Genomic DNA, 16,491 nt, shown 5'->3' with positions numbered 1-16,491 from the left:
CAGTTTTAACTTATTTGGCGTCTGTACTTTCGAATATTTTATCAGCTGATGCAGCGATAAAACCTTGATACAAGCGTCCAGAGTCCATGGGATATCGTTTGGCAAACTCATAGAAGCAACTGGGAACCAAGTGGTTGGCATCGCTGAAAGCCAAATTGACCAAAGGTGCCATGGTTGACGATTGTTCTAAAAGTTGCTCAGGGGTGCCTTTAATTAAGCCACCAGATTCATTCATGGCAAAATCATTGTTTAATATAAAGTCATTCAATGATTCAATATCAAAGAAAGTAGTGAGGTGGTTGATTGAAACAGTAAAATGGTTGGCTCGATAACCAAAGGCTGCGGTCCAAGCGGCATACTCACTTTCTTGTAGCAGGCGAATGTAGTCATCAAAAGTTAATTCCCAAGGGCGGCCAGAATAAATGAAATCACTTTCAAAAGGTGCGGTCACATCAACCTGGTCATCAAGTTTTTTGATGATCTCTTGCACTTCTTCAGAAAATGCCTCTACTTGTAATTCACTGATGAACACTTTGGGGTGGTTGGGATTTTCTGGGTGTTCGTAGTGAAAGGCATTGAGCTTTTTGCTCGAAAAATCATAAGCATCTTTTTTGACATAACCCAAATCTACAAAAACTTGTGCAATCGAATCTATACCTAGTTTTTGCGTGTTAAAAGTCCGAATGGCAATGTGGTCATTAACCACTGTTTCCCCACGCTCAGTTAACAACTGATGTATGGCTTCGGCTTGGGGGTTAATGGCTGTATATTGAAGCCATAAATTATTAAATAATGTTTCTACGCCTGACATGAAGATATCATTCAAATTTAAAAAAGATAATTATAGAAAATCCAATTAGAGTAAGGAATCTAATTTTGAACTGAATTTATTTTTGTGCCTTTAACAAGCGCTTCATTAATTTAGCAGTCACAACAGGTGATTTATGGAGCCACGCTTGAATCAGCGCGTCATTGGCTTCAGAACCAATTAAACTGTGTATTTTTTTGCCCTTAATTAATATTTTTGTACCCGTTTGAGGCGAGTATTCAAAAAGCCATTCGTCGTGTCTTTGAGCTTCGGGTAGTTTTGTATAAAAGCGGGTCAATGTAATCTGGTTGAACTTCAAGTCTTCAGGGGATTTAAAAGTGGCTTCTAACAAGTTTTTAAAATGTGAATGAACGTCTGATTGTTGGGTTACTGGAGGCAACCAGGTGAGCTTGAAACGCATAACTTGCATGCCTTTTTTAATGTCATAAGCATCATGCACCCCTTTAGGGACTTCTAACTTTAATCGATATAAAGTTTTATATCCTTCAGAATAGTCGTTTTGACCTAAAGTAAGCCATTCCACAGGTTGGGCCTGAATTGCTTGAGGTGCAAATGTCAGTGATAATAATAACAGCAAAATTAACTTATTCATTGAATGATTATAACAGCTGGAACGGTATTGTTTAAACAGGGTGTGGATTTTGTGATGCACTTTGCGAAACCATTAAAAGAAATGGTGGCTATACCGGGACTTGAACCTGGGACCCCAGCATTATGAATGCTGTGCTCTAACCAACTGAGCTATATAGCCACAAAGTGGAAGCGCATTTTCTACAAATACGCTCCTTGTGTCAAGGTTTTTAAATTAAGTTTTTAAATTTTCTGTGGTGTTGTGGAAGCGGATGTCTGGATGGCGTTCTTGGGCCAGTTGTAAGTTGACCATTGAAGGTGCTAAGTAAACCAAGTGACCGTGCGCATCACGGGCCAAATTGGCTTCATTTTTATTGAGAAATTGCTGCATTTTTTTATCGTTATCTGAATCAACCCACCAAGCGGTTCGGGTTTGAACATTTTCAAAAATGGCATGCACATTGTATTCTCGTTCCAATCTATAAGCGACCACTTCAAACTGCAACACACCAACCGCACCCAAAATCAATTCGTTACTGATCAAAGGTTTGAAAAATTGTGTCGCACCTTCTTCAGACAATTGCGCCAATCCTTTTTGTAGGGCTTTTAATTTCAGTGGGTCTTTCAAGCGTGCACGACGGAATAATTCAGGTGCAAAACTGGGTATGCCTGTGAATTGTAGCTGCTCACCTTCAGTGAACGAGTCTCCAATTGATATGGTGCCATGGTTATGGATGCCGATGATATCACCTGGATGTGCTTCTGCTACGTGTTCACGTTGTTCGGCTAAGAAAGTCAGGGCATTGGGAATTTTAATGTCTTTGCCGGAACGCGTGTTTTTCAGCTTCATGCCTTGTTTGAACACGCCCGAACAGATGCGCATGAAGGCCACGCGATCTCGGTGATTGGGGTCCATATTGGCCTGAATTTTGAAGATAAAACCAGTACATTTATTTTCTGACGGATCAACAGTTCGCTCTTCAGCCGCGCGAGGTTGTGGCGCAGGGGCATTTTCAACAAAGGCGTCTAGTAATGGCTCAACACCAAAGTTGTTAATCGCAGAACCAAAAAAGACAGGGGTCAACTCGCCAGCCAAATACGCATCTAAGTCAAATTCATGAGAAGCGCCTTGAACCAACTCTAATTCTTCACGAAATTCTGCAGCAACATCACCCAAAGCGTCATCAAACTCTGGTGAATGTAAACCTTTGATGATGGTGGCTTCTTGTGTTTCGTAGTTTTTACCTGCTTCATAAAGCATGATTTCATCATTCAAAAAATGATAAACACCTTTGAGTCGTTTACCCATCCCGATCGGCCAAGTGATTGGTGCACAATTGATTTTCAGTACGTCTTCTACTTCGTCTAATAGCTCAATCGGTTCTTTACCTTCGCGGTCTAACTTGTTGATGAAAGTAAAAATAGGGGTGGTTCTTAAGCGACAAACTTCCATCAATTTGATGGTTCGTTCCTCTACACCTTTGGCGCAATCTATGACCATCAAAGCCGAGTCAACGGCGGTCAGGGTGCGGTAAGTATCTTCTGAGAAGTCGGCATGGCCAGGTGTGTCCAGTAAGTTGACTGTGCGACCTTTGTAAGGAAACTGCATCACAGAAGATGTGACAGAAATACCGCGCTCTTTTTCCATCTCCATCCAGTCAGATGTGGCGTGTTTATCAGATTTTCTGGATTTTACAGAGCCTGCAACTTGAATCGCACCACCAAATAAAAGGATTTTTTCTGTGATGGTGGTTTTACCCGCATCAGGATGCGAAATAATGGCAAATGTGCGTCTGTTTTGGTGTTCGCTCATGGTTAAAAATGCGCAGTCAAAAAAGTGACTGCGCATTTTAGCATTGAACCATGTTCTTTTAAAGGATGCCTTTAGAAGCTCACCCTTAATCCGGCACTGATACTGCGTGCAGGAAGTGGTGCGATATCCTTGGTGAATGAGGCATGTTCTCTTATTTCTTCGTCTAGCAAATTGTTGGCTTTTAAAAACACCAACGTTTCTGCTCGTGTACCAAAGTGTAACCAGTTAATCCCTAAGCTCATGTCATCATAGCTGGCTGTGGGTAATTCATAATCAGCCAAGTCATTCTGACGTTCTACATGTGTGTAGTCCAACATCACAGACCATGGGCCACGTGACCAATTCACATTAAGACCAACGCGATTGGCTGGGATGCGCGGCACATAGCCGCCTTTACTTAGTTTTGCAGTGGTGGCATCAGCAAACAAGCGGAAAGCCCATTGGTTATTGAAGGCGTCATCAATTGACAGCGTCAAATCAGCTTCAAAGCCTTTGAAAGTGGCATTTTGTTGCTGGTAGACAAAGGTAGGGTATTCTTCGTGTTCTTCTTCCTCGTCATCATCATGGTGGTCTTCGTGAGTTTCTTGCAAAAAGATGAAGTCGTTGACTTTATTGTAAAACCAAGAAACATTGAACTGCCATTTGTCACCTCGGTAACGCAAACCAATATCAAAATTATTGGCTGTTTCGTGAGTCAAGTCTATGTTGCCTATTTCAATGGTTCCAGTCGCCAAATGAGGAATCAGTTCTTCAGCGCCAGATTGGTTCGAAAACAATTCTTCTGCAGTAGGTAAACGTTGAGCACGTGCAAAATTAATGGGCATGGTCCATTGGTCGTTCAATTCCCAAGTGCCGCCTGCTGAGATACTGAAAGCGTTATCTTTCAATGTGGGGAACAGGTTGGTTTTAACTTGTTGTCGATCAAAGCGCGCGCCAAACTCTAAATGACCTTGAGATAGTTCGCGTTCTTCAATCAAAAACAAGCCAATGTTCTGTGTGTCCGAAGGCAAGATATAAGCTTCTTCACCAATGGCGGAAAAGTCACGGTTGTTCCATTGTAATCCCCAAACACCTGTAAACCCAATAACATGTTCATGTGTTAGTTCTACACGCCATTCGTCAGCTTCATTGTCAAAAACTGTGCCCACTTCATCACCTTCTAGCTCTACATGCTGGTAATCACTGTTGGCGTAGTGCATTTTCATTTGAGATAAAAAACCGTCTTCAGAAAAACGATGTAACCCTTTTAATTTAAAGACTTGTTTTTCTAAATCGATTCTAACCACTTCTTCCTCATGCTCATCTTCATGTTCTTCTTCATCGTCGTGATGCTCTTCTTCATGCCCTTCGTCGTTATGGGCATGTCCAGGAATGCCGTAATTGCGATTTAATTGACTGTATGATACGCCCCAGTGGCCAGCATCGGTGATGTGAGAAAAGCCTAAATTAAAGCCATCAGATTCCACTGAAGAGTTTTCTAATACACCATGGTTTTCTTCATGCTCTTCTTCCTCTTCCTCGTGTTCTTCATGACCTTCAGCGTCATGTAGGATTTCAGATTCTGCTTCACCAGTAATTTGATAATCATCTGTTTCATTTTGGAAACCACTGAAATGTGCTGCAAATTGGTCACCCATTGGCACATCTAAACCAAAAGTCAAGGCTTGTTCGCCTATTGTGTTGTCTGAAAAACGGCCTTCAATCGCACCATCCAGATCATCAGGAACAGTCGTTGGTATGGTGTTGTCTATCACATTGACCACGCCGCCGACTGCACCACCACCATAAAGTAATGTTGCAGGTCCTTTGAGGACTTCTATTTGTTTTGCTAACAATGATTCGCTAGAAATCCAATGGTCAGGACTGACACTGGAAGCATCTTGTAAGCCTGTGTTGTTTTGTAATACTTTTACTCTGGGACCTTGTTGGCCACGAATGACCACTTGGCCGGAACCTGCGCCAAAACTCCCTGAGTTTACGCCAGTAATGCTGTTCAAAGTTTGGTCAATACTTAAAGAGCGGTCCATGACCAGTTGTTCTTCATCCAGAATGCTCACAGGTGTGGTCATTTTGAGTTGGTTGTGCTCTAAAGGGTTGGCAGAAACCACGAGTTTATCTAAAGCCACGTCATCCACATTGATGGTTACTTCAGTGCCATCATGTTGAATGCTGGTGTTGTAATGTTGTTGGGTGGAGATTTCAATGTCAATCTCATACTCTCCCAATGGCAATTGCTCAAAGGTAAAAACACCTTGGTTGTTAGTTTGTGTCTGGGTGTTCAAGTCCAATAAATGGACGGTTACTTGAGCAAGTGGTTCGCCACTCTTGTCAATTAATGAGCCAATCAAGTCGGCAGTATCAGTTTGTGCTTTGGCACCAAAAGCCAGCACCAATAAAAAAATATAACGCATTTAAAATCCTTAAAAATCATATAAAACAAAGACATGCAGAATAAAGTGCATGTGATGAGTAACTTTAATTTAAGTATTTTTTATAGGTGAGCCGCGAATGGGTTCAATGAAGGCACCTTGAACAAGGTGTTTGTGTTCAATATTTTTCCATTGATGAACAGTAAGTTCAGCAATTTGAATATGAAGATCAGTTTCAGCAGGGATGACGCCATCGTGGCTGCTGAGTAAACACACTTCACATACCGAATCTTCGGCGTGCGGTTGCCATTGATGCAGGTTGTTGGACGTTAGTGCCAACAACAAAACAAAAATGAAACTGTGTATGCTTTTAAAGTTCATCACCACATTATAGGAAAAGTGGATTAAGAATCAATAGGCCAAAATGCCTGTGTTTAAAAATAAATCAGCGTGATGTAATAAAAAATGTTCACGCTGAATTGTGTTTTATTTTTTTAGCAGTTCTTGAGATGCTTTGATGATGTTGGTTTTTGTACCCAATTTGCTGTTATTGGGTTTATATTTTCCATTGATAATTAAAGTGGGGGTGTTGGTGACATTGACCGACTTTCTTAGTTTCTCTGCTTGTCTCATTTTGCCATCTACCGCAAAAGATTTGCTCATTGATAAAAATTCTTGTTTATCAATATCAAAAGAGGCATCCAGCCACTCTGCTATTTGTTCGAGGTTTCTCAAGGCTTTTTTATTCACGTGGATGGCATTGAAAATTGCAGCATGTGTTTTTTCAGTTAAGTTCATTAACTCTAATGTATGGTATGTTTTGGCAAAAGGCTCCCAGGTTTCATGAAAAACTACTGGAACACGAATCAATTTAAACTCAGCTTTGTCTTCTAACTCATGCATCACAGGTTGCATGGCATAACAGCCGGGGCAGGTATAACCAAAGAACTCATAAATAACAGACTTATTGTCTTCGGCGGTTATGCCGGGTGACATCACTTGATAATGAATGCCAGCTTGAAATTCTGAATTGCTATGTGCAGGTTGAGTCGCAGTGATAAGGAAAAGATATATTAACAGTGATTTGAACATGGTTTTAAATATTGTAAAAAACCATCAGACTGCTTCAACTCAAAAAAGTTCAGCTACAACATGTTAATTATTAATGGTCCAATAAAAGCCTTTCTATAGAATACTGCGTTAAACTAACTCAATCGCCTGAAACAACTCACTGTACCACTACAGTCCTCGTTTTTCCGAAGGAGTGCCTGTCCTCGTTTTTCCTACAATTAGTTCCTATTTTTTTGAAATCATTAAAAATACGTCAGTGACGAAAAATCGACCCTTGCTTTAGTTAATCCAGGTAGGCAAATTTTAGCAATCTTCCTTAGATGCATTAATCAGCATGTCGTCATATTCACTGCTGTCTTTGCTGAGATTTTCATCTGTGGGTAAAGGCTGACCTGTATATGCATGAAGAAATGCTTCACAGAGTAATTCACTGTTGGTGGCGTGCTTGAGGTTGCTTACCTGTCTGCGGGTGCGTTCGTCGGTGAGTATTTTCAGTACTTCGAATGGGATTGAAACGGTGATTTTCTTAACTTTATCGCACTTTTTTCCGTGTGGTACATAGGGGTTGATGTAGTTTCCTTGCCAAGACATAAATACTGTTAGAAGTCTGAAAGGCTACATTTTAGCTTATTTGTGATGCGATTTACCAGTCGAAGAAATCAAATTGGGCTTTCCAAATGTGGTGGGCAGGATTAAAATAGCCCGCTTTATTGAATCAAGGAATCAGGACATGACCACGGTTTTGACAGGAATAACGACCACAGGCACACCACATTTAGGTAATTATGTTGGCGCAATTAAACCAGCCATTAAAAAAAGCAAACTGGATGACATCAACAGTTATTTTTTCTTGGCAGATTTTCATGCCTTGATTAAATGTTGGGAACCTGATCGCGTGGCACAATCAACCAAAGAAATCGCAGCCACTTGGTTGGCATTGGGCTTGGACACAGATCAAGCCATGTTCTACCGCCAATCTGACATTCCTGAAATTCCAGAATTAACCTGGTTGTTAACTTGTATGACTTCAAAAGGTTTGATGAACCGTGCACATGCCTACAAAGCGCAGGTGGCTGAAAACCTAGCCGAAAACCCGGAACAGGGCGAAGCCGATCCTGACAAAGGTGTCACCATGGGTTTGTTCAGTTACCCTGTTTTGATGGCAGCTGATATCCTGATGTTCAATGCCGATGAAGTGCCAGTGGGTAAAGACCAAACGCAACATTTAGAAATGGCCCGTGATATCGGTGCCCGTTTTAACCACCATTTTGGTGAGCATTTTAAAATGCCGAAAACCATTGTTGATGACAAGGTGTCGATTTTGCCAGGTTTGGATGGTCGAAAGATGAGTAAAAGTTACAACAACACCATCCCTTTGTGGTTGCCTGAGAAAAAGCTCAGAAAACACATCATGAAGATCAAAACCAACCTGTTAGAGCCGGGGGAGCCTAAAGATCCGAACGATTCTTTTGTGTTTGATATCTATAAGGCGTTTGCAACTGAATCGCAGGTGAATGAAATGCGTACGGCTTTTGAGAACGGGATCGCATGGGGTGAAGCCAAACAGCAGCTTTTTGAGATGATCAACACAGAATTGTCAGGACCTCGAGAAAAATACAACGAGCTGATGGAAAACCCCGATATAATAGAAAAGGAATTAATTAAGGGGGCGGAAAAAGCCCGTGCTTATGCAACGCCTTTGTTGGCCAAGTTGAAACAAGCAGTGGGTATCCGACCAATCAAGTAAAATGTATAAACAGGTGATTGAATTCGCCTGAATTGGAGGTGAATTATGTGGGATTTTAAATTAGGTCAGGTACTGGGCACGTTATGGAAAACCAAAGAGTTTGTGCTGTTTCGGTTTTTGATATACATGGGCATCACCTTGGCCTATATTTTAGGAACCGGTTTAGGCGGTGGTATTGGCAGCCTGGTTGGTAGTGTCGGTGACAGTAAGGAAGGTGGTATTTTTTACGGCATGGTCGGTGGTTTTTCTATCGTCAGTGGTGTTTTGTATTATGTCCGTGAATATTTGCTGTATATGGTCAAAGCAGGTCACATCGCCGTCATCGTAAAGCATTTAGATGGTGAGCCCATGCCAGAAGGTAAAGGCCAAGTTAAATACGCCCAAGAAGTGGTCAAGGAACGCTTCAAAGAATCATCAATCTTGTTTGGTGTGGATCAAATCATTAAAGGTGTGCTGAAAACTTTTAACCGCATTTTTTCAGGAGTGATGAGTTTCTTGCCATTTTTGCCTCAAGGTTTGGTTAAATTCGTTAATGGTGTAGTTAACATGTCACTCACTTATGTTGACGAAGTCATCTTGGCTTATTACATCCGTAACAACTCGGAAAACCCTTGGGAAGATGCCAGAAAGGCTTTGGTTCTGTATGGTCAAAATTACAAAACATTTTTAAAAAACGCATTGTTTCTGACCATCATCACTTGGGTGTTGTCATTGATTGTGTTGATCATTGTTTTTGCCCCATTGGCAGGCCTGATGAGTTTAACCGGTTATGACGGAAATATGTGGGTTTTGGTGCTGGCCATAGTGACAGCTTGGGGTATCAAAGCGGCTTTGATTGATCCCATCGCCATGACGGCTTTGATGCAAGTTTTCTTTAAAGTGACTGAAGGACAAGAACCCAACCCTGAATGGGAAGCGAAACTAGAACGTGGTTCTAAGAAGTTTGTTGAGCTTAAAGAAAAAGCAGTGGGCTGGACCAAAGATAAATTTGGTGGTGGTTCATCCGTTAAAGATGATCAGGCAAAACTAGAATGATCAAGCATCATCAGTAAAATGTAAAGGCGGTCAATTCACTTTGAACCGCCTTTTTTTTTGTCTGTGTGCGAAAATAGATGTAAAATCAGCTTTTAGGTGAAATCTATTGGCATGAAACCCCTCAGTACATTAACTGAAACCATCATTAACTTGATTGCCCAAGTGCCAGAAGGCAAGGTAGCAACTTACGGTCAGGTTGCCAAACTGGCAGGCAGTCCTCGAAGTGCGCGTCAAGTGTCTCGTGTTTTGCATTCATGCAGTCAAAAGTATCAATTGCCTTGGCATCGAATTGTTAGTAGCCAAGGCAAAATTTCAATTCCAAAAGACCAGCCCAGCCACCAAGAACAAGTCAATCGCTTGTTGAAAGAAGGGGTGGTTTTGGGTTTAAATGATGCGGTTGACTTGAGCCGCTTTCAATGGAAAAACTCATCACGTTAAGCAAATACATTAAATAAAAAAACACCACACATGATTAAACCCCAAGAATTCAAAAAACGCCGCACACAATTAATGAAAATTGCTGGTGAAAACAGCATCATCATCCTCAATGGTAGGGCAGAGTACCTTCGCAATGGCGATGTGCATTACGGCTACCGCCAAGACAGTGACCTATATTACCTCAGCGGATTCAATGAGCCAGATGCGGTGTTGGTGCTTTGCCCAGGTTCTGAGTTTGGTGATCATTTGATGTTTTGTCGTGAAGCAGATCCTTTAAAAATTATTTGGGATGGGCCCATGCTAGGAACTAAAGGCGTTGAAGATGATTTGGGATTTGATGCGGCTTTTGATATTAAGCAAATAGATCAAATGATGCCGCAGCTGATGCAAGGGCGAGAAAAAATCATGTTCAAACTCGGTGAAGATGCTGCATTTGATCAAAAAATCAGTCAATGGATGAAGTCAATTGAATCAAGGAAATGGCACAAGTCACCCGTGCCTGAAGAACTGATGTCCATCAGTCACGCCATTCATGACATGCGTTTGTATAAAAGCAACGAAGAAATCAAATGCATGAAAAAATCTGCTGATTTGGCCAGCAGGGCGCACATTCGAATGATGCAAGCTTGTCAGCCCGGCAAACATGAATATGACTTGCAGGCTGAATTCATGCATGAATTGGTCAAAAATCAATCACACCCCAGTTACCCGCCCATCATAGGCAGTGGTGACAATGCCTGTATTTTGCATTACATCAACAACAACCAAGCCATCAAAGACGGTGACATGGTGCTGATTGATGCCGGTGCTGAATATGACTTTTATGCCTCCGACATCACCCGAACATTCCCAGCCAATGGTAAATTTTCAGCGCGTCAAAAAGATTTATACCAAGTGGTTTTGCAATCTCAATATGATGCCATTGAGCAAGTGCAAGTAGGTAAACATTGGCATGCACCTCATGATGCTGCTGTTAAGACATTGAGCCAAGGTTTGTTAGACTTGAAAATCCTTAAAGGTTCATTAGATCAAGTCTTGGAAGAAAGACTGTATGCGCAATATTATATGCACATGACTGGCCATTGGCTTGGTTTGGATGTGCATGATTGTGGTGATTACCGTGTTGATGATCTGTGGATAGAATTAGAAGAAAACATGGTGCTGACTGTTGAGCCTGGTGTATATATTGGCCAAAACACCAAAGCACCTGATGCTTGGAAAGGCATAGGCATCCGCATCGAAGATGACATACAAGTGACCAAAAAAGGTCCCAAAATCCTCAGTGAAAACGCACCCAAAACCATTGAAGAAATAGAGGCAATAATGAATCAGTTATAATTCTCACTGCCATTTAATACAAAATATAAAAAACTCAATAAAATAAAAAGAGGAATACCCATGAAAATAACACTGACCTTGGCTTTGATGGCCGCACTTTCAACGCAAGTTGATGCCACCACCATATTATGTGGACACATATTTGAAGCGGAATCGGGCAAAATGTTGCCCAATCGTTTGGTTGAAATTGAGGGTGATCGTTTTGTTAAAGTGGAGAAATACGACAGCCAAGCAGAAATTGATTTGGATTATCGCAATCAATATTGTTTGCCTGGTTTGATGGACATGCACACCCATTTGTCTTTTGAGCACAATCCGAACACCTATTTAGAAAAATACCAATTGAATGAAGCTGATGTGACTTTGAATGCAGTGCAATTTGCTGAGCGAACTTTGAATGCAGGATTTACAACTGTCCGTGATTTGGGTGACAGCTTCAATGTAACGGTGGCATTGAAAAAAGCCATCAAAGCAGGGAAGGTCAAAGGGCCAAGAATCTATACTGCTGCTAAATCATTGGGTACAACCGGTGGTCATGCCGATCCAAGTAACGGTTACCGAGATCATTTGTTTCCTCATCCTACCCCAGAACATGGTGTGGTTAATGGTGAAGCCGATGCCATAAGGGCCGTTCGCCAAAGGTATCAAGACGGTGCTGATTTGATCAAAATCACGGCAACAGGTGGTGTATTGAGTCAAGCGGCCAGCGGAGACAATGCACAATTTACTGAAAAAGAATTGGCAGCCGTCATTGCCACTGCCAAGGATTATGGTTTCAAAGTTGCTGCGCACGCCCATGGCAAGGCGGGGATGTTAAGAGCCATTAAAGCAGGCGTGTCTAGTATTGAGCATGGTACGTATTTAGATGATGAAGTGATTTCCGCCATGAAAAAGCATGGGACATACCTTGTTCCTACTTTGATTGCTGGTGATTGGGTGACAGAAAAATCTAAAATTGAGGGCTTTTTTCCTGCGGTGATTGCCAAGAAAGCGGCGACTATTGGACCTATTATTGCAGGTTCATTTGAAAAAGCACACAAAGCCGGGGTGAATTTTGCTTTAGGTACAGACAGCGGCGTTTCAGAACATGGTCGCAATGGTGAAGAGTTTGCTTTGATGGTCAAAGCTGGTTTGTCTGAGAAAAAAGCACTGCAAGCAGGCACTGTCAATGCGGCTAAATTATTAGGCCAATCTGACCAGTTAGGCCAAATTGCCCTAGGCTTTTATGCCGATATGGTTGTCGTTGACAACAACCCGCTTGATGACATCAAACAAATGGAAAACATCAGTACAGTGATTAAATCAGGTGAAGTGGTGAAATCTGGAGTAGGTAAGTGAAAATTATAATTTTTTTAATCATTGCCATTTTGTTGGCTGATTTTCCTGCGGAAGCCTGTCAAACGCCAGCCCGTTCTGCCATATTAGGTAAGAAATACCCGGACTGGGATTTTGCCCAAATGATGCACGCCGCTCATAACCAACCTTATACAGGCTATCAATTCAAAGGGACCACCCAATGTGTTAATGGATTGGCTGATGGTTTCCCTTGTCAAAATATTGATTTGGTTGGGCATTTAGATTTACCTGCAATAGGTGGTGGCCAAGGGTCTGACTCTTGGGGCTGGAAAGATGAAGCTTCAGGTCGTTATTTTGCTTTGGTCGGCCGATCAAACGGCACTTCATTTATTGAAATCACAAATCCACAAAGCCCTCAATACATTGGTCAATTGCCCAGTGAAGCAGGTTTGTCAAGCACTTGGCGTGACATCAAAACATACAATGGCTATGCCTATATAGTGGCAGATATCATTGGTGATCATGGCATGCAAGTATTTGACCTTTCACAGCTGTTAAATGCCCAAAACATGCCTGTGACATTTTCCGCAGCGTCAGTATACAAACAAAGTGGTTTTCAAGAAGCCCATAATATTGTGATTAATGAAGATTCAGGATTCGCTTATTTGACCGGAGGTAATACCTGTGACGGTGGTTTGCATATGGTTGACATCAATACACCATCAAACCCCACTTTTGCAGGATGTTTTTCAGCTGATGGTTATACCCATGATGCCCAATGCTTGAATTATTCAGGTCCTGATACAGATTATCATGGAAAAGAGATTTGCATAGCCAGTAATGAGGACACTGTGACCGTTGTTGATGTGTCCGTAAAAAGTACGCCTACATTGGTATCAAGGACAGGTTATACAGGGTCTCAATACACTCATCAGGGCTGGTTTACCGAAGATCAAAAATATTTTGTGATAGATGATGAGCTGGATGAACGCAGAGATGATTTAAATACCAGAACTTTGGTTATGGACATGACGAATTTAGATCAACCTGTCTTTAAAGGTTTTCATGAAGCAGGTGGCGCCAGTATCGATCACAACCAATACATTGTCGGTAATCATACATATCAGGCCAATTATTCACGGGGTTTGCGTGTTTTAAGACTGAAAGATTTATCAAAAGCAGAGATGGAAGAGGTGGCTTATTTTGATACCGTTCCCAAACTAGATTCAAACCAAAGCTTTCAAGGTGCATGGAATGTCTATCCTTTTTTTGACAATGGCATGGTGATTATTTCTGACATCAACAGTGGTATTTTTATTCTCAAAGTCAATTTACCTGTTGATGATTTGATTTTTGAATCAGGGTTTGAAATTGATTAATCGCATTAAACTTTTTTAAACTTGCTTATCAATGAGTCCGGGGCAAACCTTGGCTCAGCATTTTATTCACAGAAGCAGGCTTGGCATGCTATTTTTTTGCAGTCACCAATAAAGCAAAAGACGCTGCAAAACTTCCCATCATCACAGGCTCTTGAAGAATGGACCCATCTCTCATAGCACCTACTGTGTTAGAAACCAGCTGAATCACGACACCCATGAAAACTATGGTGGCAAAACCAGTCACTTGATTACGCCCAAACTGCTTGCCCATAAGGGTTATGGGTTCCTTTTTAGATGGTGAAATGTATCGGTACTTAATGGCTATGCCGAGCACAATTAAAGACATAAAATAGGTTAAAAAATCTGCGTATGTGTTGAGAGTGTCCATTTTTTTAGTCGCTTTTACATACATGTCATTATCCACAAAAAAAGCCGACATGGAAATCCATGTCGGCTTTTTTAATTATAAACCTCAGTTTATTGATTTAAAATTTGCATCAACAAGTTACTGGTGTCTTGATGTGTGCCAGGTGCAGCACAATCAAAACCATTCTTGAAGATGAATTGATAAATCAAGTCACTGTCAGCGCCATCATTGTTAGATGGGTCAACATCAGTTTCGCCTTGCGGCATGGCAATGGCAGCTGTTGAATCAATAAAATCAAGTAACTGGCCTGATACCATAGTGCTCATGGTGAATACGGCGTGAGAACCGACAACTAAATCCACATTGGCATTGATGTCACCAGTACCCATGGCTGATCCACACGATGCGCCTCCGAACGCTTCACAAACCCAGCTGGCTTCAGTTACTTTATCGCCCAACATGGCAGTGACCGCAGCCGCTGAGATGTCCTTGTTACCTTCGTTGCGAACCGTTAAGAAGTAAGTCAGAGGATGATTGGGTTGAATGCCCGCCACACAGTTAGTCAAGAATGCACTGACATCTGGTGATTCGTCATCATCAATGTTCACTGCATCAATATCCGCAGGGTTTACGCCATTGTAATTACTGTCGCCAGAAACCAATGCACTGGTGATGATTTGATAATCTTGATCAAGGTCGTAGTCTGTGTCATCAACACCGGTCACAGTCACAGTTTGTGCGATGTTCCAGTTAGCTGTTGTGAACGTTAAGCTGCTTGGCGCAACCGTGCCTTCATCAGTATTGGAGCTGCTTAAATTAACAGTGACATCAGCTGTAGGCGTTAATGTGAGTGCCACTGTGAATGTGTCGGTACCACCCATTTCAGTAGTCACCAATTCAGCACCATCAAAATTGATGTCTAAAGTGTGAGTTATGCCACTTTGGATATTTATGGTGACACTGTCTTCAGCCGACTCATTGTTTGCATCATCAGAAGCCACTGCTGTGATGGTGTTTTGGCCATTTTGAAGTGCTGTGTCTAAGGTACAGGACCATTCGCCATTACCATTTACCAAGGTTTCACAGCTTTCACCATTAGGACCTGAGACCGTGATGGTAGAACCTACTTCACCAGTACCCGTGATTAATGGACTGTTGTTATTGGTGGTTACACCATCAACGGGAGATGTGATTACTGGAGCAGCAGGTGCTTGTGTATCAATGCCACCTGGAACTGTGACTGGAGGAGAGGTGTTGCCTGCTTCATCTTCTTGAACAGCGGTTACATCTTCACCGTCAGCAGGAGGGCCGACCAAAGTACAAGACCATGTGCCATCAGGTTGAACTTCAGCTGTACAAGTAGAACCACCCGGTGTGGTAACCGTTACAGTGGCACCAGGTTCACCCGTACCTGTTACCGGTGCGCCATTGGTTGGTGTGATGATGACAGGTGCATCAGGTGCAATTGTATCAACCGTTATGGTTACAGTGGCAGGTGCAGATTCGTTGTTCGCTGCATCTGTAGCCACGACACTGATGACATTAGAACCGTCAGTTAAAGCGGGTGCTATCACGCAAGTCCAATCACCGTTTTGATCAGCTTGTGTAGTACAAGTTTCACCATTTGGACCAGTTACAACAATGTCAGCAAAAGGCTCTGCGGTACCAGTGACTGTAGGTGTGTTGTTGTTAGTGATATCACCATCAGTAGGTGAGGTAATCACTGGGGCATCAGGTGATTGTGTATCAATGCCACCTGGAACTGTGACTGGAGGAGAGGTGTTGCCTGCTTCATCTTCTTGAACAGCGGTTACATCTTCACCGTCAGCAGGAGGGCCGACCAAAGTACAAGACCATGTGCCATCAGGNTTCGTTGTTCGCTGCATCTGTAGCCACGACACTGATGACATTAGAACCGTCAGTTAAAGCGGGTGCTATCACGCAAGACCAATCACCGTTTTGATCAGCTTGTGTTGTACAAGTTTCACCATTTGGACCAGTTACAACAATGTCAGCAAAAGGCTCTGCAGTACCAGTGACTGTAGGTGTGTTGTTGTTAGTGACATCACCATCAGTAGGTGAGGTAATCACTGGGGCATCAGGTGATTGTGTATCAATGCCACCTGGAACTGTGACTGGAGGAGAGGTGTTGCCTGCTTCATCTTCTTGAACAGCGGTTACATCTTCACCGTCAGCAGGAGGGCCGACCAAAGTACAAGACCATGTGCCATCAGGTTGA

Annotated in this window: 16 protein-coding genes and 1 tRNA gene; 6 read left to right on the top strand and 11 right to left on the bottom strand. The window is 42.2% G+C overall.

From position 1 onward, the window contains the following. Positions 1 to 10 precede the first annotated feature (10 nt). From FET73_RS00085 to metJ, 8 genes are all read right to left on the bottom strand, one after another. Positions 11 to 811: a DUF1338 domain-containing protein gene (locus tag FET73_RS00085; RefSeq protein WP_154221894.1), complete on the bottom strand. Its 801-nt coding sequence runs from the start codon at positions 809 to 811 to the stop codon at positions 11 to 13. A 76-nt stretch (positions 812 to 887) separates the two neighbouring features. After that, complete coding sequence (locus FET73_RS00080; protein ID WP_154221893.1) at positions 888 to 1,421, bottom strand: chalcone isomerase family protein; 534 nt, start codon at positions 1,419 to 1,421, stop codon at positions 888 to 890. An 82-nt stretch (positions 1,422 to 1,503) separates the two neighbouring features. Further along, positions 1,504 to 1,580: transfer RNA gene (locus FET73_RS00075), tRNA-Met, on the bottom strand. 54 nt (positions 1,581 to 1,634) lie between these two features. Continuing rightward, the gene (locus FET73_RS00070; RefSeq protein WP_154221892.1) at positions 1,635 to 3,212 is read right to left on the bottom strand and encodes a peptide chain release factor 3; all 1,578 of its coding nucleotides are present in this window, start codon (positions 3,210 to 3,212) and stop codon (positions 1,635 to 1,637) included. Positions 3,213 to 3,283: 71 nt separating this feature from the next. Then, positions 3,284 to 5,623 (bottom strand): TonB-dependent receptor, encoded by a 2,340-nt coding sequence (locus tag FET73_RS00065; protein WP_154221891.1) that lies wholly within the window; start codon positions 5,621 to 5,623, stop codon positions 3,284 to 3,286. A gap of 69 nt (positions 5,624 to 5,692) precedes the next feature. Next, entirely contained in the window at positions 5,693 to 5,962 is a 270-nt protein-coding gene (locus FET73_RS00060) for a hypothetical protein (protein ID WP_154221890.1), read from the bottom strand. A gap of 105 nt (positions 5,963 to 6,067) precedes the next feature. Further along, the gene (locus tag FET73_RS00055) at positions 6,068 to 6,673 is read right to left on the bottom strand and encodes a thiol:disulfide interchange protein DsbA/DsbL (protein ID WP_154221889.1); all 606 of its coding nucleotides are present in this window, start codon (positions 6,671 to 6,673) and stop codon (positions 6,068 to 6,070) included. A gap of 282 nt (positions 6,674 to 6,955) precedes the next feature. Next, a complete protein-coding gene (gene metJ / locus FET73_RS00050; RefSeq protein WP_154221888.1) occupies positions 6,956 to 7,243 on the bottom strand; it encodes a met regulon transcriptional regulator MetJ in 288 nt (95 codons plus the stop codon). Positions 7,244 to 7,382: 139 nt separating this feature from the next. Here metJ and trpS point away from each other — a divergent pair, with 139 nt between their 5' ends. The 6 genes from trpS to FET73_RS00020 all read left to right on the top strand — a co-directional run bounded on the left by trpS (position 7,383) and on the right by FET73_RS00020 (position 13,885). Further along, positions 7,383 to 8,399 (top strand): tryptophan--tRNA ligase, encoded by a 1,017-nt coding sequence (gene trpS / locus FET73_RS00045; RefSeq protein ID WP_154221887.1) that lies wholly within the window; start codon positions 7,383 to 7,385, stop codon positions 8,397 to 8,399. 45 nt (positions 8,400 to 8,444) lie between these two features. Then, positions 8,445 to 9,434, top strand: coding sequence for a hypothetical protein (locus FET73_RS00040; protein ID WP_154221886.1), 990 nt, complete (start codon positions 8,445 to 8,447; stop codon positions 9,432 to 9,434). Positions 9,435 to 9,545: 111 nt separating this feature from the next. Next, a complete protein-coding gene (locus FET73_RS00035) occupies positions 9,546 to 9,872 on the top strand; it encodes an MGMT family protein (protein WP_154221885.1) in 327 nt (108 codons plus the stop codon). A 30-nt stretch (positions 9,873 to 9,902) separates the two neighbouring features. Then, on the top strand, positions 9,903 to 11,210 hold the full coding sequence (locus FET73_RS00030; RefSeq protein WP_154221884.1) for an aminopeptidase P N-terminal domain-containing protein: 1,308 nt from the start codon (positions 9,903 to 9,905) through the stop codon (positions 11,208 to 11,210). Positions 11,211 to 11,270: 60 nt separating this feature from the next. Continuing rightward, positions 11,271 to 12,548 carry a metal-dependent hydrolase family protein gene (locus tag FET73_RS00025; RefSeq protein WP_154221883.1) on the top strand — a complete coding sequence of 426 codons (1,278 nt, stop codon included), beginning with the start codon at positions 11,271 to 11,273 and terminating at the stop codon, positions 12,546 to 12,548. Further along, positions 12,545 to 13,885, top strand: a complete 1,341-nt coding sequence (locus FET73_RS00020; RefSeq protein WP_154221882.1) for a choice-of-anchor B family protein — start codon at positions 12,545 to 12,547, stop codon at positions 13,883 to 13,885. Before FET73_RS00025 ends, FET73_RS00020 begins: the two co-directional genes overlap by 4 nt. A gap of 88 nt (positions 13,886 to 13,973) precedes the next feature. Here the strand turns inward: FET73_RS00020 and FET73_RS00015 are convergent, their stop codons facing one another. The 3 genes from FET73_RS00015 to FET73_RS15545 all read right to left on the bottom strand — a co-directional run bounded on the left by FET73_RS00015 (position 13,974) and on the right by FET73_RS15545 (position 16,343). Further along, positions 13,974 to 14,273: a hypothetical protein gene (locus FET73_RS00015; RefSeq protein WP_179952021.1), complete on the bottom strand. Its 300-nt coding sequence runs from the start codon at positions 14,271 to 14,273 to the stop codon at positions 13,974 to 13,976. An 89-nt stretch (positions 14,274 to 14,362) separates the two neighbouring features. Beyond that, positions 14,363 to 16,138 carry an Ig-like domain-containing protein gene (locus FET73_RS00010; protein WP_179952020.1) on the bottom strand — a complete coding sequence of 592 codons (1,776 nt, stop codon included), beginning with the start codon at positions 16,136 to 16,138 and terminating at the stop codon, positions 14,363 to 14,365. Then, a complete protein-coding gene (locus tag FET73_RS15545) occupies positions 16,116 to 16,343 on the bottom strand; it encodes an Ig-like domain-containing protein (RefSeq protein WP_425481523.1) in 228 nt (75 codons plus the stop codon). Before FET73_RS15545 ends, FET73_RS00010 begins: the two co-directional genes overlap by 23 nt. Positions 16,344 to 16,491: the final 148 nt, after the last annotated feature.

Source organism: Marinicella rhabdoformis, assembly GCF_009671245.1.
GTDB lineage: Bacteria > Pseudomonadota > Gammaproteobacteria > Xanthomonadales > Marinicellaceae > Marinicella > Marinicella rhabdoformis.
Note: the sequence above shows the minus strand (reverse complement) of the source record. Positions and strands in the feature narration are given on the sequence as shown.

Coding starts and splice junctions, on each gene's coding strand:
- FET73_RS00085 (WP_154221894.1), bottom strand. CDS start 811: ATGTCAGGCGTAGAAACATTATTTAATAATTTATGGCTTCAATATACA.
- FET73_RS00080 (WP_154221893.1), bottom strand. CDS start 1,421: ATGAATAAGTTAATTTTGCTGTTATTATTATCACTGACATTTGCACCT.
- FET73_RS00070 (WP_154221892.1), bottom strand. CDS start 3,212: ATGAGCGAACACCAAAACAGACGCACATTTGCCATTATTTCGCATCCT.
- FET73_RS00065 (WP_154221891.1), bottom strand. CDS start 5,623: ATGCGTTATATTTTTTTATTGGTGCTGGCTTTTGGTGCCAAAGCACAA.
- FET73_RS00060 (WP_154221890.1), bottom strand. CDS start 5,962: ATGAACTTTAAAAGCATACACAGTTTCATTTTTGTTTTGTTGTTGGCA.
- FET73_RS00055 (WP_154221889.1), bottom strand. CDS start 6,673: ATGTTCAAATCACTGTTAATATATCTTTTCCTTATCACTGCGACTCAA.
- metJ (WP_154221888.1), bottom strand. CDS start 7,243: ATGTCTTGGCAAGGAAACTACATCAACCCCTATGTACCACACGGAAAA.
- trpS (WP_154221887.1), top strand. CDS start 7,383: ATGACCACGGTTTTGACAGGAATAACGACCACAGGCACACCACATTTA.
- FET73_RS00040 (WP_154221886.1), top strand. CDS start 8,445: ATGTGGGATTTTAAATTAGGTCAGGTACTGGGCACGTTATGGAAAACC.
- FET73_RS00035 (WP_154221885.1), top strand. CDS start 9,546: ATGAAACCCCTCAGTACATTAACTGAAACCATCATTAACTTGATTGCC.
- FET73_RS00030 (WP_154221884.1), top strand. CDS start 9,903: ATGATTAAACCCCAAGAATTCAAAAAACGCCGCACACAATTAATGAAA.
- FET73_RS00025 (WP_154221883.1), top strand. CDS start 11,271: ATGAAAATAACACTGACCTTGGCTTTGATGGCCGCACTTTCAACGCAA.
- FET73_RS00015 (WP_179952021.1), bottom strand. CDS start 14,273: ATGGACACTCTCAACACATACGCAGATTTTTTAACCTATTTTATGTCT.